The organism is Streptococcus sp. HMSC36C04 (assembly GCF_001839535.1).
GTDB lineage: Bacteria > Bacillota > Bacilli > Lactobacillales > Streptococcaceae > Streptococcus > Streptococcus hominis.
On record NZ_KV841606.1, the window covers coordinates 115,849 to 138,713 of the forward strand.

Sequence of the window (22,865 nt, forward strand, 5' to 3'; positions counted from 1 at the left end):
CCTTTGTCATAAATTTGTGAATTTTTACAAAAAATCATACGCTAACTAGCAATATCTGTCTTTTTATCGCAACACGATTAGCTGTATGAAAGCGCTTTATCTTCAAAACCATTTTACCATATTTTTATAAAATTGTAACTATCAAAAATATAAGTGAATCGTAAGGAAATTGGAATAACTATCTTTTTCAGTCAAAAAGTCTTTATAAAACACCATGACTTAATCGTACAAATAAAAAAACGAATAATTCCGACGGTCTGACTAACAGAAAATCGAAACTGTTCGTTTTTTGTATGATTTTTATGCAACTCTCTTAGATTTCATTTTTTGAAATCCTTGTAGAGACAAGCACAGATCTATCTCGCTTAAAGTAATATGACATTACAATTTTTCAGGAACAGCTGTAAGTAATTCTTGAATAGCTGCTTGGTTGCTTCCTCCAGCCATAGCCATATCTGGTTTACCACCACCACGACCAGCTACGATTGGAGCAAGTTCCTTGATTAGATTGCCAGCGTGAATATCTTTTGTTTTGCTAGCCACAAGAACATTCACTTTCTCACCAATGGCTGCCACAAGGACAAGAACGTCTGAATAGTCTTTTTGTTTCCAAGTGTCTGCAAAAGTGCGTAGAGCACCCGCATCAGATACAGAAACTTGGCTGGCAATAAAGCTGTGTCCATTAGCTTCCTGAACATTCTTGAAGACTTCACCTGAAGCAGCGGCGGCGGCTTTTTCTTTCAGCTCAGCATTTTCTTTTTGCAATTGGCGAAGTTGTTCTTGCAAGGCTTCAACCTTACGTGATACTTCTTTCATTTGTGGGACTTTCAATGTCGTTGCAATAGCTTTCAAAGCATCTTCTTCCTGACGATACGCTTCAAATGCTTCTTTGCTGGTTACCGCAAGAATGCGACGAGTTCCTGAGCCAATTCCTTCTTCTTTGACAATCTTAAAAAGACCAATTTCAGAAGTATTCTTCATGTGAGTACCACCACACAGCTCAATAGAATAATCTCCAATTGTCACCACACGAACTTCTTTGCCGTATTTTTCACCGAAGAGAGCCATTGCTCCCATTTCTTTAGCCGTATCAATGTCTGTTTCAATCGTTTTGATGTCAATGGCTTCCCAGATTTTTTCATTGACTTCTTGCTCAATGCGACGTAGTTCTTCTGCTGTAACTGCTTGGAAATGAGTGAAGTCAAAGCGAAGAAATTCTACTTCATTAAGAGAGCCTGCTTGCGTTGCGTGTTTACCTAAAACATTGTGAAGAGCCGCATGAAGTAAGTGTGTCGCTGTGTGATTTTTCATAACACGATGACGACGATTGTGGTCAATTTCAAGCTTATATTCTTGGTTTAGCGTGAGTGGTGCTACCACTTCTACCGTATGGAGCGGTTGTCCATTTGGGGCTTTTTGAACATCTACAACTTGGGCAATGAGTTGACCTTCAGAGTCAAAAATGTGTCCATGGTCTGCCACTTGTCCCCCCATTTCAGCATAAAATGGTGTCTCTGAAAAAACAAGGTAAGCCTTCCCAGTTGAAACTTCTTCAACTTCTTCGTCAGCTGCCACAATCGCAACCAACTTCGCAAATAAAGCCTCTTTTTCATAGTTAAAGTGGCTTTCAGCTGTAATGTTTTGCAAGGTTTCATTTTGCATGCCCATAGATCCACCTTTAACAACACTAGCCCGTGCGCGTTCTTGCTGCTCTTTCATGGCAGCTTCAAAGCCTTCGCGGTCTACTGTCATACCAGCTTCTTCAGCAATTTCTTCGGTCAATTCTACTGGGAAACCATAAGTATCATACAGTTTAAAGACATCCGTTCCTGAAATAACAGACTGTCCTTTTGCCTTTAACTCTTCTACAATGCTTTGTGCAAAGTGTTGACCTGAATGAAGCGTGCGAGCAAAGGATTCTTCTTCACTTTTGATGATTTTTTCGATAAAATCTTGCTTTTCAAGCACTTCTGGATAATAGCTTTCCATAATCTTTCCAACAGTTGGAACGAGTTTATAAAGGAAAGGCTCATTGATCCCTAATTTTTGACCATGCATCGAAGCACGACGGAGCAAACGACGCAGAACATAGCCCCGCCCTTCATTTCCTGGAAGTGCGCCGTCCCCAATAGCAAATGACAGAGAGCGGATATGGTCTGCAATGACCTTAAAGCTCATATTGTCACCGTCTGGATTGTAATTCTTACCAGATAATTTCTCTACTTCACGAATAATCGGCATAAAGAGGTCTGTTTCAAAATTTGTTTTTGCCCCTTGGATGACAGCCACTAAACGCTCTAAGCCTGCACCCGTATCAATATTTTTGTGAGGCAACTCCTTGTATTCACTTCGTGGAACAGCTGGATCAGCATTGAATTGAGACAAAACAATATTCCAAATTTCAATGTAACGATCATTTTCAATATCTTCTGCAAGTAAACGAAGTCCTTGATGTTCAGGATCAAATGCTTCCCCGCGGTCAAAGAAGATTTCTGTATCGGGCCCAGAAGGTCCTGCCCCAATTTCCCAGAAATTGTCCTCAATTGGAATCAAATGGCTTGGATCGACACCAACTGAAATCCAACGATTATAAGAATCATGATCATCTGGATAGTAAGTCATGTAAAGCTTGTCTTTTGGAAAATCAAACCAGTCAGGACTAGTCAAGAGCTCAAAAGCCCATTCAATCGCTTCATCACGGAAATAATCACCAATAGAAAAATTTCCTAACATTTCAAACATGGTATGGTGCCGCGCTGTTTTTCCGACATTTTCAATATCGTTCGTCCGAATCGCTTTCTGCGCATTGGTAATCCGTGGATTTTCTGGAATAATAGTCCCATCAAAATACTTCTTTAACGTTGCAACCCCAGAATTAATCCACAGCAAGGTTGGGTCATTGACTGGTACTAGACTAACAGACGGTTCGACAGCATGACCTTTTGAAGCCCAAAAATCTAGCCACATTTGGCGTACTTGAGCACTTGATAATTGTTTCATTTTCTTCTCCTTAAAACATTTCTCAAACTTATTTTTCTATTGCCCATGTGAGTTTTAAGAACTACTTTCAAAAGCTTCTACATAGTCAATAGCCACACACAAAGAGATGACTAAATCAGCATAGGCATCTTCATAAATTACAACTTGATAAGTGGACATCAGGTGCAAGAGCTCTTTTGAAATCTCTGCAATCACTTGTCCTTGCGCATCCAGCAGACGAAATTCCAAATCCCAGATATTCCCCTCGATGCGCAGACCTAAGTTATCAAATTCATATTTATCTCGTAAAAAAGTAAGCTTTTTACGGATATAAAAACTCGAACCATTGCGCAATTGAATTTCAAATTGAGGTAAGAAGGTTAGCACAGTCTTTTGAATTTGGCTGACTACTTCACCCTTGTCATCATAAATCGTAAAGGTTTTGGGAATTTTTAAAAAGCTCCCCTCTACTTGATAATCAATGTTTCCACGATCGTCTTTGATGTCAAACTTCTCACCACCAAAGCGAAATTTTTGTTTTACAAGATAGGTCTTCATGACGATCCCTCGCAAAAAGACAAGTCCACTAGACGAAGGGCGAAAAACCGCGGTACCACCTTCATTCAATGAACTTGTCATTCTCATTATGTATGCAATTTTTTTCTTTGAGTAGCATGATTTTTGTTCTTACATGGCTTGCAGCACCGCCAATTCTCTGGGCTAAGAGGTCAAAAATCAATTCTCAATAGTCCTATTATACTCACTTATGAGCTTTTCGTCAACTTATTTTGATGAAGATGACGAACTAGATGTTGATTTGCTATCTGACTTGACATATTGTGAGAATAGACTTTGGAAAGCTTGATCTTTCACTTTAATATTGGCTGCTTGTAATTCTTTGGCAACAATTTTTTGGATAAAGGTTCGATCATTTTGCTTTTGTGTCAAGATAACATTTTTCAGTTGTTTCTTATAGTCTTTCCAATTCGCTGATTTTTCAGACTTACTATTTAGTTTCACAATGTAATAACTTGAAGAATAGGTTGATGATTTAACGGTGATAACATCCGAAATACCGTTTGCTTCAAGAGCAAAAGCAGCCTTTTTAACAGCATCTGGAACATCTGTTGAAGCCGAGTCAAACTTCACTTCGCCACCCTTATCTTTTGTCTTCTTATCTGTAGAATTTTCTTTGGCAATCTGTCCGAAATCAGCACCTTCGGCTTTTGCTTTCTCCAATATTTCTTTTGCTTTGTCTTGGTTATCCACTTTGATGATTTGAGCAGTCACTTCTGGTGTATAAGATTCGTATGCTTTTTTATAATTTGCATCTGTCAATTCTTTTTCAGCTGCTTTTTTGACAGCATATTCGACCAATTTATTGGTTCTGATTTGTTCACGATAAGTATCTTCCGTCAATCCTGCTCTTGCCAATACTTGTTGGAAAGCAGTTCCGTAAGTGCTCTTACTCTTATTGAACGTTTCATTGACTTCTTTTTCTGTAACATGTTTACCATAGCTCTTTTCAAAAACTTCTTGAATGGTCATATTGAGAAGTACTTGTTGAGCGGCTGCATTATTTTTCACTTTGTTATAGAAATCATTGACAGTGATTGTATTTCCTTTCATTGTGATAATATCTTTACCACCAGCTTGCGAGCACGCCGCTAATGTTACAACTGACAAAAGCGTAATAGCTCCTGCTAGAATTTTTTTCTTCATTATGAAAACTCCTTTTTTTAATTCACTTTCTTATTGTACCATAAAATAGATTTAATATCTTAAATTTTCCTAAAAACTTTGAAAGTTTAGGAAAATATTAAGAATCTCATTCTTTTCTAATCATTAGAATGCCGTCACCAAGAGGCAACAAAGTTGCAGTCAAGTCAGGTTGATCTAGTGTTTTATCAAATAATTGGTGCAACCCTCGATAAATAGTTCGTTGACCTCGACGCACTTCCTTAATGTCTTTCACTATATCACCACCCTGAAAAACATCATCTATGATGATAATCCCTCCTGAAGCAAGGCGCTTCAGAACTTCCGGCAGAAAGACAACGTATTTGGACTTAGCAGAGTCCATAAAGACAAAGTCATAGCAATCTTTCAAACTAGGAAGAATATCCATTGCGTCACCTTCCAGCAATGTAATTTGCTTGCGCTTATCAAACTTAGCAAAGTTCGCTTTAGCAAGAGCAATCATTTCTGGATTGCGATCAATCGTTGTAATTTGAGCCTGCGGTGCATGTTCTGCCATTAAAAGAGCTGAAAAGCCAATGGCTGTTCCAATTTCCAAAACCTTTTCTGGCTGTAAAGTTTCTAATAGAAAACGAAAATAGGCAACTGTTTCATGAGGAATAATGGGAATATTTTCTGCATGAGCAAAAGTTTCGAGCTCTTTTAAAGAGCCCGAAACTTGTTTTTGCCGTGTCCGCATAAAATCGACGATTTCTTTTTTGACAACGGGACGACGCATATTGTGATTAGCATTTTTACTATAGGATTCGACCATTTTATGCCAATCCTAACTTTTCTACGAGTGCTTCAAATTCATCAAGACGACGCTCAAAGACTGCAAAGGTAGCATTGAGATAGTCTTCTTTTTCCATATCTACACCAGCTTTTTTAATGACATTTAGCGGATAATCAGAATTTCCTGCTTTCAAGTAGTTGAGATACTTCTCTTTATCTTCTTGCGTTCCGTTAACAATCTTATCAGCTAAGGCAGAAGCAGCTGAGAAACCGGTTGAGTATTGGAAAACATAGTAATCATAGTAGAAATGCGGAATCCGTGCCCATTCGTATTGAATTTGTGGGTTGTCCTCTTTCGTCAAACCATAATACTTTTCATTCAAACCTGCGTACAAATCATTCAAAAATTCACTCGTCAAGACTTGACCTTCTTGGTCAGCTTTGTGAATGGCATGTTCAAACTCGGCAAACTGAGTTTGGCGGAAAACAGTTCCACGGAAACCGTCCAAGAAATGATTCAGAATCGCAAAGCGGGTTTGATCGTCATCTACTTCTTCCAATAATTTCTCCGTAAGGATATTTTCATTGGTCGTAGAAGCAATCTCAGCTAAGAAAATAGAATAATCTCCGTAAACGTACGGCTGATTTTCACGAGTGTAGCTGGAATGCATGCTGTGACCAGTTTCATGAACCAGCGTAAAAAGATTGTCCAACGTATCTTGCCAGTTGAGCAACATAAAAGCATTGGTATCGTAAGAACCACCAGAATAAGCCCCAGAGCGCTTGCCTTGGTTTTCATAAACATCAATCCAACGATCTGAAAAGGCTTCTTTTACTCGACTTAGATAATCTTCTCCAAGGATAGCTAAGACTTCTTCTGCTTTCGTCAAGGCTTCCTCATAAGTAAATTTGTAATCTGCTTCTGACAATGGTGTATAGAGGTCGTACATTTTCAAATCAGAAAGACCTAAAATCTTTGCACGTAGCGCAATATAGCGATGTAAGAGTGGCAAATGTTTGTTGACCGCAGACACTAAGCTATCATAAACACTTTCTGGAATAAAGTTAGCAGACAAAGCAGCTTCACGCGCAGAAGAAAAATTACGAACTTTGGCATTATAATTATGAACTTTAACATTCGTTTGGAGTGTCTTAGCATAAGTGTGTTGGTATTGCTCATAGACGCTGTAAAGCGCTTCATAAGCTTCCTTGCGGACTGTACGATTTTTCGACTCCACTAAACTAATGTAATTTCCGTGCGTCAATTGCACTTCATTTCCTTCTTCGTCGTGTACGGTTGGAAAGACAATATCGGCATTGTCCAAAATTCCAAAAGTATCACCCGCAGCACTGAAGATTTCACCAGCACCTGCCAACAATTCTTCCTCACGCTGAGAAAGGATATGAGGTTTCTTTTGCAGTAGCTTATCAAAGAAGTGCTGATAGATTTGCAATTCAGGCTTTTCAGTTAAGAAAGTCTGATATTGCTCGTCTGTGATTGCCATAAATTCTGGTTCATAGAAAGCAAAGGCCTGTCCGAATTCACTATAAATAGCCATACCCTTGGCTTGGTATTCTTGGTATTTTGCCACGCGCGTATCTTGGTCATTTTTCATGTGAGCATAGGAATAGAGCTTTTCTATGCGACGCATTAAGTCCAATTGGATTTCTGTTGTTTTTAAAAGGCTATCAGCCGAATCCAAAAGATGACCTGCTAAGCTGCTGGCTCCTTTTAATTCTTTTGAAACTTGACTTAACTCTGCCTCAAAAGCTTCATCTGTTGGGAAAATCGTTGTTAGGTCCCAAGTGTATTTTTCTTCAATTTCATTTCTTTGTTTTGCCATAAAATTTCCTCCGTCCTTCCTATTCTATCATAAATATTGCCAAAAATCTTTGCATAAAAAGCTGGGGGATAGAGAATTTGGAGATTTTTATTTTTTTCATAATAAGCTGAAAATTGTTGGTAATAAGGTGTGAGGTCTTGAAAAATCTGACAAAAAGAGCTGGCACGAACAGGCTGAACCTGCGGATAAAAGTCACTAGCCGTTTTAGTCAATAAATTATCACCCGCTTGATACAATTCTGCCTGTAATTTCATCCATTTAGGTTGTTGATAATAGAGCTGTTGACGAACATAACGGCAAATATTTTTATCCTCTTTTGCTAAAAAACTGGTCATCTCCTGCCGTTGAAAGGGCGTTCGCAGAACAGTCAAAAGGCTGCCCTGACCAAAAGGAAAAGACTGGACCTTATATTGAGCTCGACCATGCAAATCTTCGTGAATCAGATACTTGAGCCGAATCTCCTGCTTTTTATCATCCAATTCCCACAGATAAAAGCCCATATTTTGACTGAAATAAAGAAAATCTTTTTGTAAATTAGTTAAAGAATCTTTCAGCCAAAGTTTCTTTCCTAATAGCCAAAGAACATGATAACCGTGCTGATGATAACTGTCCGTACGCTCTTTTAAGCGCTTTTGACTCAGCGAACTGCATTGAACTTCAAGCGCAATCTGTTTCTCTACTAACAGATCTGCAATTTGTTGCAATTTAGGTAAATACGCTTCCACTTGAACTGCATGATTAGACTTTCTGGCCCAAGTAAACAAGGCAGCTTTCAAATTCAGGTGTTCTGCGCTTTCATTTTCCGTATAAAAATGACAGTCTTTTAAAGAAATATGAGCAAAATGCGGTCGCATGACTCTTCCTTTTTTAAAACGGACCGCCTCCAAACAAGCTGGACAGAGAAATTTATCCAGCGGATTTACCGTATCTTCCACAGCATTTAGTAGGTTCCCATTTTCCTGACAAGCTATTAGCATAAATTATTTTCCCCTTTTACTGAAATTATTCGCAAAAAAGAGAAACTTCCGAAAAAGTTTCTCAAATCTTTTATAAGGGGAAACAAATTTATTGAATCGCTTCAGCACCGTTCATTTCTTCTTTGTACAACTTAGTATCATACATCTTAATAAATGGATACCAAATTACAAAGGCAGCCAGAGCACAGATAAGTGCAACCACAAAGGCACCAATATTACCACCTGAACCAACGTATACTCCAATACCAATAGGTGTTGGCCATGGTGTTTGGGCAATCGCTTTACCAGCTAGTCCAAGTTGAACAGACCAGTAACCAATCGAAGCAGAGACGATGGGAGCCAAAATAAATGGAACGGTCAATATTGGATTATATACAAGTCGAAGTAAGGATTATTTTCCCGATGGGAGTCAATAGCAAAGGACATATAGTAGCTAAAGCCAATATAGTCAACAGTGCCCGCCAGCAAATCTTCCTGATCCTGCTTGCTAAAGTCCACCTTGATTCCCTTTCTTTCCCAGTATTTGAGAATATGCTCAGGATATCGACCAAAGACATGCACGTCTGTAAAGTAATAACGCTTCTGCATAGCTTTCATAGCCATAAGAATATCCTTTGGATTACAAGTAGCCGGATAAATAGGGCACATGGCAATCATGCAACCGATTTGGAAGTCAGGATTGATTTCGTGACCAACCTTAACTGCACGCGCAGAAACTACTAACTCATAGTGAGCAGCCTGATACATGATTGCTTCGCGATCATCGCCTTCTTTATAAACAATCCCGGAGTTGGTGAAGGGATCAAAATCTTCCTGATAATTAGCTTGGTTGTTGATTTCATTGAAAGTCATCCAGTATTTGACTTTATCCTTATAACGCTCAAAAACAACTTCTGCAAAGCGTACAAAGAAGTCAATCACTTTACGGTTTTTCCAGCCACCATACTCAGTTACCAAATGATAAGGCATTTCAAAGTGAGACAAAGTGATAACAGGCTCAATACCATACTTGAGGCATTCGTCAAAAAGGTCATCATAAAATTGCAGACCAGCTTCATTAGGCTCTATTTCATCTCCTTTAGGGAAAATCCGCGTCCAGGCAATAGAAGTCCGGAAACACTTGAAGCCCATCTCTGCAAAAAGAGCAATATCTCCCTTGTAACGATGATAAAAATCAATGGCCTCATGGTTAGGATAGTACTTGCCTTCTAGGACCCCTGGGGTAATTTCCCGAGGCACTCCGTGACGAGTTGCGGTCATAACATCCGCCACACTGATACCTTTTCCACCTTCCTACCAGCCACCTTCCAGTTGATGTGCCGCAACAGCTCCACCCCAGAGAAATCCATCTTTAAAAGTTGACATATCTAAAGTCCTCCTGATTTTGATATTTTCATTATACATCTAAGAAAGCGCTTTTAAAATCTATATTTTTGCCACAATAATGCGGAAAAATGATAGATTCGTATTTATAGGTAGACTTTAATAAACGGAACTTCCCTTGATTTAATATCACCTTTTACTATTAGACTATCATTTTTAGCTATCTATCGAGCTATTGATTCCATTATCTGTACATGCCTCTTTTCATTCAAACATCAAAAGTAACAAAGTACTTAATAAAGGGGCTGGAAAAAATCCAGTCCCTTTATACTTCTCTTAACCAAACAATTTCTGATTTGACTTGTTTGGTACTTTCAAAAAGAAAGCTAAAACAAGCACTAGAACCATTACACCAGCTAAGAAAAAACTCATCATTTCATAGCCAGATTTATCAATAATATCTCCTGCAATATTTTGAATAAGAATGGTTCCCAAATTGCGCGCTGTCTGCACCAAAGCAATAGCTGTGACCAAATAATTCTCATCTACTATGTTAGCGACAATCTTCAAAGTCACCATAATCAACAACATACCTGTAGCATGCTTTGACATTAAAGTTAAGAGAATCTTGGAAGTAAGCCCCAAATCCAATCCATAAATCACATACTGTAAAAGCAAAATTCCCAAAGGAATATAGAGCAATTTTTTAATTGGAACCTTATCCATAAAAAGATAAGAAAAGAAAATCAATGGCGACTCGCAAATTACAGAAATAGCTACCACAGTTGTCGCCATATTAACACTTAAACCGCTATGCTCTAGCATAGAAGGGATATATGTATGCCCTGTATTTCCAACTCCAGAATAGAGTGCCACGATAAGAAGATAAAACAAATATGTTTTGTTTTTGAAAATTTTCCCAATAGAAGAGTCATTTTTCATTTGTGTGGCTTTTTTTGAACCTTGATTATGTTTTGGGTCAATCCCAAATACCCCAAGAATACTCACACACATCATACCGATAAACACGATGAAAATTGCTTGCGGTGAGATGAATTTATAAATCAATCCTGCTAATTGTGAGCCCATTGCATAACCAAAAGTACCCCAGATACGGATTTTCCCATAAGTATAAGGGCTTCTAGCAGCCAACACATCCATAACAGGATTGACTCCATTGACCAACATTAAAACAGCACTATACCAGACTGTCAACAATAAAAGATTATTGGCTTGCATAAAAAATATTGCAGCTATATTAATCAGAAGAAAACTATAAATGGTCACTTTTTTAATGCCAATCTTATCGTTTAAAATCCCCATGAGTGGCTGAACAATCATAGAAGAAAAGAATGAGGCAGAGACAACAAGTGAAACTTGACTAGCTGAGTACCCCTTATCCAACATATAAACAGAAATTAAAGTTGAAAACAATGAGTACGATAAAAAATAAAAATTATACATTAAAAAATAAGCGAAATAGCTATTCTGAAATTTCCTAAACATGATTTTCCTTCTCCCTAAAAAGGTGACAAAGCTCGATTGGATAAATCAATCGAGCTTTCTATTTTGCAATGAGTGATTAACGTTTCTGACGACGAGATAGCTGTGTATCGTTAGTTGTACGCTGTTTTCTTCTTTGCTTACGTTTCGTTGCTTCAAAAACGACAATGAGCAAAAGAATGAGCAACGGAACTGCGACCAGAATGTGATAATCTAAAAAGAATCGCTTCAAACTTTTTCCACTAGACTTTGCTGTTGCAGTTTTTACAGTTGACTTAGCTGTACTGTTTTTAGTTGTTCTTCCTTTTTCTGTAACATGTTCTCCGTTCGAAATGAGCGAAGAAAGTTGTTCCAAACCATTCTCGTTTTTCAATACTCCATTTTCCACAACCGTTTTTGCTGCAGTTCCTTTTTTCACTGTGGCATAGAAATCTTTTGATAATTTATAGGTCTTTCCATTGATTTTTCGCTCACCAGCATTAAAAACTTTTTTATATTCATAATCAGCATAGGCTTTTTCGATCAAAGCATTCCCAAATGGGTGACGATAATATTCTCCATCTTGATCAGCCCAATTTCCAACTCCCATGACAACACTAATCAAACGCTGATTACCTCGTTTAATCGTTGCGATGTAATTAAAAGCTCCTCGTGGACTTGACCCCGTCTTTAAACCTTCGACGCCTTCGATGCCATATTTGGCACCGGGAAGTGAGTAATTATAGGTTTCAAAGGTTTCTTCATACGGCGTTCCCTTTTTCACCGTTACGACTGGTTTATTGGTGTAATTTAAAATATTTGGATAATTCTTGACGAAATGGTATCCTAAAATGGCTAAATCGCGCGCTGTTGTCTGATTAGCTGCGTTGTTATCATACCGTTGTGGAGTATACAAGCCTTTGAAAGAAACAGCTGCAGCTCCGCTAGCATTGAACCATTTTGTATTGGTCATACCCAATTCTTTTGCCTTGGCATTCATCATATCCAAAAATGTATCTGGATCATTGTTAGATAAATAATTGGCTAACATGACAGTTGTCGCATTTGAAGATGGAACAGCTGTCATCGTAATCAATTCAGAAACAGTATAATCTACTCCTGCCACAATTTTATTGTTGGAAATTTCGTAAATTTTGGCAATTGCTTCATCACGTGGTGTTGCTTTGATAACTGTATTTTCGCTCAACTTTCCTTGCTGAATTGCTTCAAAAACTAAATACAAGGTCATCAATTTGCTCATACTGGCAGGATCACGAACTTCATCAATATTGTCTTGCCAAAGAATGTTTCCCGTATTAGCATCTACAATCAAGGACGATTTAGGTCGATTGATTGGATTGATCTTCTCGTTTGGATACATTTTTTGTGCCATATCAACCAACTCATCTGCGCGAGCAGCAGTTACTCCCACATACAACACAAAAAGACAAATAATAGCTAACAGCTTTTTCACTAGAATCCTCCTAAGTTTTCACTTATCTTCTAGTATAACACACTTTATTCATAAGATAACGAACTTTTTCCAAAATGTCAAAAAACCTACCTAAAAATTAGATAGGAAATAGATGCTTATTTTTTCAAAATGCTTAAAGCTTCTTTATCTGCGATAATGACAACATCTTCATGTTTTTGAAGGACGCTTCCTGGTAGTTCTTCTGTAATCGGTCCTTCCACGGTTCCTGCAATCGCTTTTGCTTTTGAAGCACCATAAGCAAATAAAATAATGGACTTTGCATTGAGAATATTTTGAATGCCCATTGAGTAAGCTTGAGTTGGCACATCTTCTATCTTGTCAAAGAAACGAGCATTGGCTTCAATGGTTGATTGCTCCAAATCCACTACATGAACCGTACTGTCAAGACTCGTTCCCGGCTCATTAAAACCAATATGACCATTTGTGCCAATTCCTAAAATTTGCAAATCAACAGGATGCTCTGCCAGAACGTGATTGTAGCGTTTGATTTCTGTTTCCGCATTTTCTGCAACACCATTTGGCAAGAAGCTTTCCTTAAATGGTTTTTTATCAAACAAATGCTCCTGCATGAAATAGCGATATGACTGAGGATTTTCTCCACTTAGCCCGATGTACTCGTCCAAATTCACACTTGTTAAATCTGTCAAGTCAAGATCACTTTCAACAATTTGCTCGTAAAAACTCAAAGGACTGCTACCTGTCGCTAAGCCTAACGTTTTAGCTCCTTTCGCTAATTTTTCTTTTAATAATTCAAAAGCTACTCTACCACCGTCTACTTGATTTTCCACTTGAATAATTCTCATCGCTAACCCCCTTTTCTTTACTTAATTACATTATATGGTATAGACCAATTTTTGTCAAGAGAATTTATTCCTTTTTAAAGAGTACGAGCTTGTTTGCAAGAAAAATCGTGTTATAATAGAAGAATGTTAGTCTATTTATTCTGTTTATTTTTGTTAGGAGTTGCTTTTGTCATAACTGCACTCCTTCTCAAAACCAAGCGAATGTGGCATTATACCTTACTGATTTTAGGTATTTTACTCATGTGCCTGCCACTTATTGCTTCTTGTTATTCATTATGGATTTTATTTACAGCTTAAGGAGAATGTATGAATACTGCTGACTTTGACTTTCATTTACCAGAAGAGTTAATCGCACAAACACCTTTAGAAAAGCGAGATGCTTCCCGCCTTTTAGTAGTCAATCACGAAACTGGTCAAATGGAAGATACTCACTTTGATGCCATTATCGACCAATTAAATCCAGAAGACGCTTTGGTTATGAATGATACGCGCGTCTTACCAGCACGCCTTCATGGTGAAAAACCTGAAACAGGCGGACATGTTGAATTACTACTGTTGAAAAACATCGCAGGGGATGATTGGGAAGTGCTAGCGAAGCCAGCCAAGCGCTTAAAAGTCGGAGCAGCTATATCTTTTGGCGACGGACGCTTAACAGCAACTGTTTTAGAAGAATTAGAACACGGCGGACGAATTGTACGTTTCCATTACCAAGGCATTTTCTTAGAAGTGCTTGAAAGTCTCGGTGAAATGCCTTTACCGCCTTATATTCATGAAAAGCTAAAAGACCGTGAGCGCTATCAGACTGTTTATGCTAAAGAAAATGGCTCAGCTGCTGCTCCTACTGCCGGGCTTCATTTTACCAAAGAGCTGCTGGCTCAGATTGAAGCCAAAGGTGTGAAATTAGTCTATCTGACGCTTCATGTCGGGCTAGGAACCTTTCGTCCTGTCTCTGTAGATAATGTAGACGAACACGAGATGCACTCAGAATTCTATACATTGTCTGAAGAGGCAGCTAACACGCTTCGACAAGTTAAAGCTAGTGGACATCGTGTCGTTGCAGTTGGAACAACTTCTATCCGTACACTGGAGACAATCGGTTCAAAATTTAATGGGGAAATCAAAGCTGACTCTGGCTGGACCAATATCTTTATCAAACCAGGTTATGATTGGAAAGTGGTGGATGCCTTTTCTACCAATTTCCACTTACCTAAGTCCACTCTTGTCATGCTCGTCTCAGCATTTGCGGGCAGAGAATTAGTGCTCTCTGCTTATCAGCATGCCATTGATGAAAAATATCGCTTTTTCAGTTTTGGCGATGCCATGTTTATAAAATAATAGGTGAAATATGAATAAAATTGAAAGTCGTCATCGACTCATTCGCTCGCTTGTCCTAGAGAAAAAAATTCACACACAACAAGAATTACAAGATTTGCTTTCAGCAAATGGCGTTACAGTGACGCAATCCACACTTTCTCGAGACATTAAAGCTTTGAACTTAGTAAAAGTACACGAAGCAGATATTTCTTATTATATTATCAATAGCATGGCACCTTCACGCTGGGAAAAACGGCTGCGTCTCTATATGGAAGATGCCTTGATTATGTTGCGTCCTGTTCAACATCAAGTTGTCATGAAAACTCTTCCTGGATTGGCACAATCATTCGGCTCTATCTTAGATGCTCTAGAATTTTCCGAAATTGTCGCAACGGTCTGCGGTGATGATGTCTGCTTGATTATCTGCGAGGACAATCAAAAAGCACAAGACTGTTTTAACAAATTAAAACAATTTGCACCCCCGTTCTTCTTTAGTAAAGATTAAAAAGCTATGGCTGGATTTTTATCCAGTCGTAGCTTTATTTTAGTTAGTAATACCGTATTGTCTTAATAATTAACTACTAGCCAGGTGAAAAATGAATTCTTGTACAATTTACAAGTTCATTCTCACTTCTACTTTCTTCTAACTATTCTACAGCTAAGCGATAAATCGTTTTAGCATAGATATCCATTGCTTTATACAAATCCTCAATCACAGTTCGTTCATTAGCTTGATGTTCTGTTTGCAAAGCACCAGGGAAAAGTGCACCAAAGGCCACGCAATTTGGCATGGTGCGAGCAAATGTAGCACCACCAGAGGATACAGCAGGACTGTCATCATTGGTTTTTTCTTTATAGACAGCCATTAACGTGCTGACCAATTCACTATCAAGCGGCACATATAATGGTGCAAGATAGTCAAACTCTTCATAACGCAATTGATATTTTTCAGCAATTTGGCTTAATTCTTGTACTAATTTATTTTTGTCTGCAAGAACTGGAATCCGCATGTCAATCCGAATTTCAGACTTGTCTGGATTTATGGTTAATCCAGAGATATTGAAGGACAAGGTTCCTGAAGGCTCATCTGAAATTTCACCAAACAAGCGGCTGCCTGTGGCATCTTCCCCAACTACTTCAGCGATAAATTGAATGGCAGAGTGTTGAACAAGCGGATTTAGTCCTGTAGTCAAACGTACAATGGCGTTCACTCCTTCAGCCGCATCTTTTGAATGCTTAGGAACACCGATGACAGTGACTGTATCGCCTGACCGTTCATATTCAAATGTAGCTTTTTTTAACTCTGCTTCTAACGAATCTGCTAAATTTCCCGTATAGCTTGCTTTTGCAGGTACAACATTAAAGGCTTCTCCTGCCTCGATAGCAAGCGCTTGTGAACCAGGACCATGCAATTTAATTTGCAGCAATCCTTTTTCGGCATAGGTTAATGGAAAAGATGAGTCAGGCGCAAAACCAAGTGTTGCTGTTTCTTCTAGCTCATTGTAACGAGCCATACAGCGCCACAGCGTTTCTTCGTCTGTACCATAGATAAAACGAATCCGTTTGTTAAATGTCACACCCGCATCCATCAGTGCTTTAACAGCATAAAGTGCAGCTAGGGACGGACCTTTATCGTCCTGAACCCCACGCCCATGTATCCAACCATCTTTTATCGTCGCTTCAAATGGAGGAGTTTCCCAATCAGACAAATCTCCCGCAGGAACAACGTCTAAATGGCAGAGAACGGCCAGGAGTTCTTCTCCCTGACCGATTTCTGCATATCCATAATAGCCTTGAGGATCAATGTAAGTTTTAAAACCTAAACTCCTAGTGATCTCTAGCATTTTTTCTAAGACGTTTTGAATAGATTGTCCGAAAGGTGTTCCGTTTTCTCCTTCATTAAGAACTGATGGGTAGGAAACGATTGTTTTCAGCGATTCTAAATAATCAGACTTAATTTCTTCAGTTAAAAATTGTTTCATAAAGAACACCTCGTTATTTTCCTATTATAAGAACGTTCCTAAAATAAGAAGTAGAATACTTACTACAAAGATTCCTGCAACCAATTTTGCAACGAATTTCCACCAAGTACCCAAATCAATACGTCCAAGAGCAAGTGCCCCCATAACGATACCAGATGTTGGAGTAACAAGGTTCAAAAGACCAGAAGCAGATTGGTAAGCGGTGATAATCAAACTTGCTGGAACGTTGACGAATTTTCCAAGAGGTGCCATGATACCCATTGTTGCACTGGCAAGACCAGATGTTGATGGGATAAGGAATGACATTGGCAGATAGAAAATGTAAGTCAATACGATAAATACTTGAGATGATAGACCTTTCAGTCCTACTTCACCCCAGTGAAGGATTGTAGCTGTAATCATACCGTCGTTCATGATAACTTGAATACCACGAGCAACAGCTACGATAAGCGCAACACTTAGAAGATCAGCCGCACCATTGATAAAGACAGTGATAAAGCGGCTTTCTTTCATGCGGTAAACAAAACCAATGATGATACCCATTACCATAAAGAGCATTGCCCCTTCTGGGAAGTACCAAGTACCCAAAGCAGATGTTGAACTACCAACAATCTTACCAATGAACGGAAGTCCAACCAACCATTTATTGAAACTTTCAAAAATAGTTACCTTCAAGTCTGTCCATGGAATGAAACTCATAATCATGAGAACAAAGGTCAAGACAAAGAGTACCAACACTTGTTTTTGTTTCTTGCTAAGAGTGGATTCTACATTAGCAACTGCATCTACATTAAAGTGCTTCAAATCTTCTTCACGATGACTGTAAACCAAAGATTTTGTAGGATCTTTTTGAATCTTATCTGCATAACGATATACGAAATAAGTACCTAAAGCTGTCATCACAACAAAGAAGATTAACCGAAGAACGATACCGTCACCAGTACCTACACCTGCTGTCGCAGAAGCTATACCTGTAGCAAATGGATTCAGAGTAGAAGCCAAACATCCAATTTGAGAACCAAGAAGGATAATAGCTACCGCGGTCAAACTATCAAATCCTACTGCCATCATAACTGGCACAAGAAGTGGATAGAAAGCCATGGTTTCTTCACCCATACCATAAGTGGATCCGCCAAGAGCAAACAGAGGCATCAAGACTAAAATCAACATCTTTTCGCGGCCTTTGTACTTCTTCACGATAGAAGCAATCCCTACATCAAGGGCACCTGTTTCATTGACAACACCAAGGAAACCACCAACCATCAGAATAAAGAAGGCAACATCAATTGCTGCTGAAGTTGGTTCTTTCCCAAGCATAGCACGAATTGGAGCCATTAAGACATCCCAAATCCCTTGCGGATTTTGAGCAACAGTCTTATAGGTTCCTGTAATTAGATTACCAGACTTATCAGCATCATATTGACCAGCTGGAATAATCCAGGTCAATACTGCCATAATGGCAATGATAATCATCAAAACGGTATAAGATGACGGCATCTTAAACCCTTTTTTTGCTTTTTCACTCATTTGTTTTCCTCCTAAATGTAACAAATTGTAAAAATTTAACCGAATCCCATTTTCAGAAAGCGCTTCCTTTGACTATATTTTAACATATTCATCTGGAAAAAACTAGTAATTTCCAAAAAAATTATCATTTCACAACAGTAAAATAGATCAAAAGAAAGCAAATCTAAAAATAGGAAACACCAACATTGTTTTAAAAAGTTTTATTACAGTCTTAAACCTATAAATGATAACACTCTGTTATCCCTTTTCAATAATCGTTCCGCTTTCAGACTCAATTAAAGCACCTAAGTTTTCAAGAGAAGTAATGACAGCCTCGCCTTCTGGTCGATCATTTACAAAGGCAATAGCTGCTTGCACTTTAGGCAACATACTTCCTGGTGCAAACTGTTCTTGCTTGATGTATTCTTCTAATTGAGCTACATTGACACGCTCCAACTTAGCTTGATCTGGCTTATTGTAGTTGACATAAACATAGTCGACACCTGTCAAAACAATGAAAAGATCTGCTTCGACCAATTCAGCCAGACATTGTGAAGCAAAGTCTTTGTCAATTACTGCTTCTACGCCTGCAAGATGACCATTGTCTTCCTTGATAACAGGAATGCCGCCACCACCAGCAGCCACAACGACATGGCCAGCATTGATAAGCGTACGAATGGTTTCAATTTCTTTGATTCCAACTGGTTTTGGTGAAGCAACCACTTTTCTCCAGCCACGTCCAGCATCTTCTTTGAAAGTAGCTCCACTCTTTTCAGCTTCTGCTTTTGCTTCTTCTTCTGTGTAGAATGGTCCGATTGGTTTGCTCAAATTTGTGAAAGCTGGGTCATTTTTGTCAACCACGACTTGTGTCACAACAGAAGCCACTTCTTTTTCAATACCTTCTTCACGTAAAGCATTTTGAAGAGCATTTTGCAACCAGTAGCCGATACTTCCTTCTGTCATTGCAACGAGCGAATCAAGCGGAAACGATGGGTTTTTTTCAGAATCTGCCGCTAAATGTTGCAATAAAAGATTTCCAACTTGCGGTCCATTTCCATGAGTGATAATCAAGTCGTCACCATTTTTAATCAATTTTACAAGATGACTTGCTGTTTCTGCTAATGCTTCTTGTTGTGCTTTTGCTGACGGATCAGATGAAAGGATGGCATTCCCTCCCAAAGCCACAACGATTTTCCGATTTGCCATAAATAATGAGCCTCCTTAGAGTTATTCTTGTATTATGTTTCTATTTTAGTATTTAGTAATAACAATAGAAACGAGCACTATTAAAAATGAGGACTGGACTAAAGCTATTAGTCGCAGCCCTCATAGCTGTTGGTAAACGGTTTTGGTTTTAAATTATACTTTTGGAATATAAAGATTACCAAGGGTTGCTGCCATAACTGCTTTAATAGTATGCATACGGTTTTCAGCTTGGTCAAATTGGCGAGCGTATTTGCTGCGGAATACTTCGTCAGTTACTTCCATTTCTTCAACGCCGAATTTTTCAGCAACATCTTTACCATAGACAGTATTTGTATCATGGAAAGCTGGTAAGCAGTGCAAGAAGATTAAATCTTCATTGTCAGCTTTCTTAACCAAGTCCATATTTACTTGGTAAGGTTTCAAAAGGGCTACACGTTCTGCGAATTTGTCTTCTTCACCCATAGATACCCAAACGTCTGTGTAAAGGACATCTGCACCTTTAACAGCTTCATCTGCATTGTCAGTAATTAAGACATGTGCGCCACTTTCTTTCGCATATCTTTCTGCCAATTTCACGATATCTTCAGCTGGGAAGAGTTCTTTTGGAGAAAAGATATGAACATTTACACCAAGGATAGCACCCGTTACAAGAAGGCTGTTTGCAACGTTGTTACGTCCGTCACCACAGTAGACAAGAGTCAAGCCTTCCAAACGACCAAAGTTTTCTTGAACTGTCAAGTAGTCAGCAAGCATTTGAGTTGGATGCCATTCGTCTGTCAAACCATTCCATACAGGGACACCTGAGAATTCTGCTAATTCTTCTACCATGCGTTGGCTGAATCCGCGGAACTCAATCCCATCAAACATACGTCCTAATACTTTAGCTGTATCTTCAGTAGATTCTTTCTTACCAAGCTGAATGTCATTAGCTCCTAGGTATTCTGGATGAGCACCAAGGTCAATCGCTGCTGTTGTGAAAGCTGCACGAGTACGAGTTGAAGTTTTTTCAAACAAGAGAGCAATATTTTTACCTGCTAGATAGTGATGTTCAATATTGCGCTTTTTCAAATCTTTCAAGTGAGCTGCTAAACCAATAAGGTATTCTAATTCTGCACGTGTAAAATCTTTTTCTGCCAAGAAGCTGCGTCCTTGGAACACTGAGTTTGTCATTCTAATTATTCCTCTTTCTAATCTTAAAGTTCTTCACGTTCAAATGGCATTGACATACAACGAGGTCCACCACGACCGCGAACCAATTCACTTCCGCGAATCTTAATCAAACGAAGTCCATATTCTTCAAGAATCTTGTTGGTAACAACGTTACGGTCATATACCACTACCACACCTGGAGCGATTGTAAGAGTGTTTGAACCGTCGTTCCATTGTTCACGAGCAGCTGCAACAGCATTTCCGCCACCGCAACGAATCAAATGAACTTTGTCAATACCAAGATTCTTAGCTAACAATTCAGCCAAATCGCCTTTTTCTTCTGCAATATGAAGTTTTTCATTTTCATAAGTAACAGAGTAAACGCGAAGGTCGCCTTCAATTTCTGGGTGAATCGTGAACTTGTCATAGTCAACCATTGTGAAGACTGTATCTAAGTGCATGAATTTACGATTATTAGCAAATTCAAATGCAATCACTTTCTTAAAGCCAACATTCTTCTTAAAGATATTGACCAAAAGTTTTTCAATAGATGCTGCGTCTGTACGTTGTGAAATACCTACTGCAAGGACATCTTTAGAAAGAACGAGTTCATCTCCACCTTCGATACGAGTTGTTTCTTCACGGTTATAAACCAATTCAACATTGCCACCATATACTGGATGGTATTTGAAAATATATTTACCATAAAGTGTTTCACGATTACGTGTATCTGAGTACATATGGTTCAATGACACAGCATTACCAATTGTAGCAAATGGGTCACGTGTGAAGTACAAGTTTGGCATTGGGTCAATAGCAAATGGATAGTCGGATTCTACCAAGTCTGTCAAGCCTTTAGCTTCTTCAGGAATTTCTGGCAATTCTGCTTTTTGGAAACCTGCCATTGTCTTTTCAACCAATTCAAGGTTGTCTTCTATACCATGAAGAATGTCGCGAATGGCAACTTTGGTTTGTGCCCCACGGATATTTGCTTCATCAAGATATTCTTCAATAAATTCGTTACGAATTTCTGGAGAAGTCAATGATTCAGCGGCCAACTTTTCAAGGTAAAGAACTTCAATACCTTCTTTACGAAGAGCGTCTGCAAAAGCATCATGTTCTTTTTGAGCGTCTTCCAAAAATGGAATATCGTCAAAAAGCAGACGTTCCAAGTGATCCGGCATCAAGTTTTCCAACTCTTTACCAGGACGATGTAGCATAACTTTTTTCAGTTTTCCTATTTCTGAGAAAACATGAATAGGATGTGTAGACATCTTATGTCCTCCTCTTTTTCTTTGTGACTTAAGTTTCCTTAAGTTCTATTTACATGTTATATTGTAATATCTTTTGTTTGCGCTTTCACAATCAATTGTACATTCAAAATGCCAAATCCTTTGCTTTTTTTAAAAGAAATTCTAATATTATTTCAAAATAAAACGCTTTCTATAAATATTTTATGCATTTTATTGGTTTTATGAATAATTATTTTTTAGAAATTAATCAAATTCTTAAGCTCATATTTGTCTAAATGAAAAAGAGGGCAAGAAATTGCGTTTTCTACTACAATTCGCCCTCTTTTGCATTACATATCTTCAAAATATTTTAAAAAGTATTCTTTATTCAAAAAGATAAGTTTCTTACGATGATATTGAATAATGTTTTCTTCTGTTAATTTTTTCAACACTTGATTAACTGTTTCACGAGTAGTTGCACCTAGTTTAGCTAGTTCTTTCATACTAAGTGCAAAAGGAATATCATCTCTATCTTGGCAAAAATCAATACACAAGATAGAAATCGCTTGGATAACTCGCTCTGTCGCACTCGCTAAAACAGAATTTCGCAAGCGTAATTCATGGAAACGCAAAATATTCGATAACTTATGTGTAATGAATAACGTTTGCTTTATAGTTTGCTTAGAATAATATTCATACAAGTCAACAGGAATCGAAAAGTATTCTAAATCTGTCACAGAAATCCCAGAATAATGATAATCTTTATCTTCAAACATACCACCATAAGGAAACATGGTATTTTCTTTCACATAATCAATGTAATTAAATGAATCTGTCTGGTCGTACTGTTCAATCCGAACATAGCCTTTATAAATCAAAAAAAGTCGCTCTCGTTTGTCTCCAGAAAAGAAAATAATTTGTCCTTTTGGTACTTTACGAAATTGAATCTCAACCGCTATTTTATCAAAATATTCAACTGGTAAATTTTCAAAAGCAGGATGTTCCCTAATGTAACGATAATGCTCTTTGTTAATCATGATATCCTTGTGATCCTTTTTTTACATTCTGCTCTTATTATAACACAAAAGGGCTTCAATCTTA

At 38.3% G+C, this 22,865-nt stretch carries 17 protein-coding genes and 2 pseudogenes; 2 read left to right on the plus strand and 17 right to left on the minus strand.

Features of this window, described 5'->3' with window-relative positions:
• Positions 1-381: 381 nt before the first annotated feature.
• From alaS to HMPREF3249_RS08700, 11 genes and pseudogenes are all read right to left on the minus strand, one after another.
• Positions 382-3,000 carry an alanine--tRNA ligase gene (alaS, locus tag HMPREF3249_RS08650; RefSeq protein ID WP_059220539.1) on the minus strand — a complete coding sequence of 873 codons (2,619 nt, stop codon included), beginning with the start codon at positions 2,998-3,000 and terminating at the stop codon, positions 382-384.
• A 54-nt stretch (positions 3,001-3,054) separates the two neighbouring features.
• Complete coding sequence (locus HMPREF3249_RS08655) at positions 3,055-3,624, minus strand: LURP-one-related/scramblase family protein (protein ID WP_180363204.1); 570 nt, start codon at positions 3,622-3,624, stop codon at positions 3,055-3,057.
• Positions 3,625-3,762: 138 nt separating this feature from the next.
• Complete coding sequence (prsA, locus tag HMPREF3249_RS08660) at positions 3,763-4,701, minus strand: peptidylprolyl isomerase PrsA (protein WP_059220537.1); 939 nt, start codon at positions 4,699-4,701, stop codon at positions 3,763-3,765.
• A 106-nt stretch (positions 4,702-4,807) separates the two neighbouring features.
• Positions 4,808-5,491 (minus strand): O-methyltransferase, encoded by a 684-nt coding sequence (locus HMPREF3249_RS08665; RefSeq protein WP_059220535.1) that lies wholly within the window; start codon positions 5,489-5,491, stop codon positions 4,808-4,810.
• A 1-nt stretch (position 5,492) separates the two neighbouring features.
• Positions 5,493-7,295 carry an oligoendopeptidase F gene (gene pepF / locus HMPREF3249_RS08670; protein WP_059220533.1) on the minus strand — a complete coding sequence of 601 codons (1,803 nt, stop codon included), beginning with the start codon at positions 7,293-7,295 and terminating at the stop codon, positions 5,493-5,495.
• Positions 7,247-8,272, minus strand: coding sequence for a competence protein CoiA (locus HMPREF3249_RS08675; protein WP_049533611.1), 1,026 nt, complete (start codon positions 8,270-8,272; stop codon positions 7,247-7,249). Before HMPREF3249_RS08675 ends, pepF begins: the two co-directional genes overlap by 49 nt.
• Positions 8,273-8,360: 88 nt before the next feature.
• Positions 8,361-8,657, minus strand: a pseudogene (gene celB / locus HMPREF3249_RS08680) (PTS cellobiose transporter subunit IIC); the annotation flags it as partial.
• Positions 8,651-9,637, minus strand: a pseudogene (locus tag HMPREF3249_RS08685) (6-phospho-beta-glucosidase); the annotation flags it as partial. The pseudogenes HMPREF3249_RS08685 and celB, both read right to left, overlap by 7 nt.
• A 294-nt stretch (positions 9,638-9,931) precedes the next feature.
• Positions 9,932-11,101 carry an MFS transporter gene (locus tag HMPREF3249_RS08690; protein ID WP_059220531.1) on the minus strand — a complete coding sequence of 390 codons (1,170 nt, stop codon included), beginning with the start codon at positions 11,099-11,101 and terminating at the stop codon, positions 9,932-9,934.
• A 76-nt stretch (positions 11,102-11,177) separates the two neighbouring features.
• Positions 11,178-12,551 carry a DUF1958 domain-containing protein gene (locus tag HMPREF3249_RS08695; RefSeq protein WP_059220530.1) on the minus strand — a complete coding sequence of 458 codons (1,374 nt, stop codon included), beginning with the start codon at positions 12,549-12,551 and terminating at the stop codon, positions 11,178-11,180.
• 116 nt (positions 12,552-12,667) lie between these two features.
• Entirely contained in the window at positions 12,668-13,375 is a 708-nt protein-coding gene (locus HMPREF3249_RS08700) for a glucosamine-6-phosphate deaminase (protein WP_059220529.1), read from the minus strand.
• Between the two features lie 306 nt (positions 13,376-13,681).
• On the opposite strand from HMPREF3249_RS08700, the gene queA reads away from it, so the two are divergent.
• Positions 13,682-14,710 (plus strand): tRNA preQ1(34) S-adenosylmethionine ribosyltransferase-isomerase QueA, encoded by a 1,029-nt coding sequence (gene queA / locus HMPREF3249_RS08705; protein WP_070867568.1) that lies wholly within the window; start codon positions 13,682-13,684, stop codon positions 14,708-14,710.
• A gap of 10 nt (positions 14,711-14,720) precedes the next feature.
• Positions 14,721-15,194, plus strand: a complete 474-nt coding sequence (locus tag HMPREF3249_RS08710) for an arginine repressor (RefSeq protein ID WP_003037450.1) — start codon at positions 14,721-14,723, stop codon at positions 15,192-15,194.
• A 142-nt stretch (positions 15,195-15,336) separates the two neighbouring features.
• Here the strand turns inward: HMPREF3249_RS08710 and HMPREF3249_RS08715 are convergent, their stop codons facing one another.
• The 6 genes from HMPREF3249_RS08715 to HMPREF3249_RS08740 all read right to left on the minus strand — a co-directional run bounded on the left by HMPREF3249_RS08715 (position 15,337) and on the right by HMPREF3249_RS08740 (position 22,801).
• A complete protein-coding gene (locus HMPREF3249_RS08715; protein WP_049533616.1) occupies positions 15,337-16,671 on the minus strand; it encodes a dipeptidase in 1,335 nt (444 codons plus the stop codon).
• Positions 16,672-16,695: 24 nt separating this feature from the next.
• On the minus strand, positions 16,696-18,198 hold the full coding sequence (locus tag HMPREF3249_RS08720) for a YfcC family protein (RefSeq protein WP_021001459.1): 1,503 nt from the start codon (positions 18,196-18,198) through the stop codon (positions 16,696-16,698).
• Between the two features lie 237 nt (positions 18,199-18,435).
• Positions 18,436-19,383 carry a carbamate kinase gene (gene arcC / locus HMPREF3249_RS08725; RefSeq protein ID WP_059220527.1) on the minus strand — a complete coding sequence of 316 codons (948 nt, stop codon included), beginning with the start codon at positions 19,381-19,383 and terminating at the stop codon, positions 18,436-18,438.
• A 153-nt stretch (positions 19,384-19,536) separates the two neighbouring features.
• Complete coding sequence (argF, locus tag HMPREF3249_RS08730) at positions 19,537-20,553, minus strand: ornithine carbamoyltransferase (protein ID WP_003040268.1); 1,017 nt, start codon at positions 20,551-20,553, stop codon at positions 19,537-19,539.
• Positions 20,554-20,576: 23 nt separating this feature from the next.
• Entirely contained in the window at positions 20,577-21,806 is a 1,230-nt protein-coding gene (arcA, locus tag HMPREF3249_RS08735; protein WP_059220525.1) for an arginine deiminase, read from the minus strand.
• A 308-nt stretch (positions 21,807-22,114) separates the two neighbouring features.
• Positions 22,115-22,801: a Crp/Fnr family transcriptional regulator gene (locus HMPREF3249_RS08740; RefSeq protein WP_003040250.1), complete on the minus strand. Its 687-nt coding sequence runs from the start codon at positions 22,799-22,801 to the stop codon at positions 22,115-22,117.
• Between the last annotated feature and the right edge of the window lie 64 nt (positions 22,802-22,865).

Excerpts from the sequence above, each read along its gene's own strand:
- arcC (WP_059220527.1), bottom strand. The coding sequence starts at position 19,383 with ATGGCAAATCGGAAAATCGTTGTGGCTTTGGGAGGGAATGCCATCCTT.
- HMPREF3249_RS08665 (WP_059220535.1), bottom strand. The coding sequence starts at position 5,491 with ATGGTCGAATCCTATAGTAAAAATGCTAATCACAATATGCGTCGTCCC.
- HMPREF3249_RS08690 (WP_059220531.1), bottom strand. The coding sequence starts at position 11,101 with ATGTTTAGGAAATTTCAGAATAGCTATTTCGCTTATTTTTTAATGTAT.
- arcA (WP_059220525.1), bottom strand. The coding sequence starts at position 21,806 with ATGTCTACACATCCTATTCATGTTTTCTCAGAAATAGGAAAACTGAAA.
- argF (WP_003040268.1), bottom strand. The coding sequence starts at position 20,553 with ATGACAAACTCAGTGTTCCAAGGACGCAGCTTCTTGGCAGAAAAAGAT.
- HMPREF3249_RS08710 (WP_003037450.1), top strand. The coding sequence starts at position 14,721 with ATGAATAAAATTGAAAGTCGTCATCGACTCATTCGCTCGCTTGTCCTA.
- pepF (WP_059220533.1), bottom strand. The coding sequence starts at position 7,295 with ATGGCAAAACAAAGAAATGAAATTGAAGAAAAATACACTTGGGACCTA.
- alaS (WP_059220539.1), bottom strand. The coding sequence starts at position 3,000 with ATGAAACAATTATCAAGTGCTCAAGTACGCCAAATGTGGCTAGATTTT.
- HMPREF3249_RS08715 (WP_049533616.1), bottom strand. The coding sequence starts at position 16,671 with ATGAAACAATTTTTAACTGAAGAAATTAAGTCTGATTATTTAGAATCG.
- HMPREF3249_RS08740 (WP_003040250.1), bottom strand. The coding sequence starts at position 22,801 with ATGATTAACAAAGAGCATTATCGTTACATTAGGGAACATCCTGCTTTT.
- prsA (WP_059220537.1), bottom strand. The coding sequence starts at position 4,701 with ATGAAGAAAAAAATTCTAGCAGGAGCTATTACGCTTTTGTCAGTTGTA.
- HMPREF3249_RS08700 (WP_059220529.1), bottom strand. The coding sequence starts at position 13,375 with ATGAGAATTATTCAAGTGGAAAATCAAGTAGACGGTGGTAGAGTAGCT.
- HMPREF3249_RS08720 (WP_021001459.1), bottom strand. The coding sequence starts at position 18,198 with ATGAGTGAAAAAGCAAAAAAAGGGTTTAAGATGCCGTCATCTTATACC.
- HMPREF3249_RS08675 (WP_049533611.1), bottom strand. The coding sequence starts at position 8,272 with ATGCTAATAGCTTGTCAGGAAAATGGGAACCTACTAAATGCTGTGGAA.
- queA (WP_070867568.1), top strand. The coding sequence starts at position 13,682 with ATGAATACTGCTGACTTTGACTTTCATTTACCAGAAGAGTTAATCGCA.
- HMPREF3249_RS08655 (WP_180363204.1), bottom strand. The coding sequence starts at position 3,624 with ATGAGAATGACAAGTTCATTGAATGAAGGTGGTACCGCGGTTTTTCGC.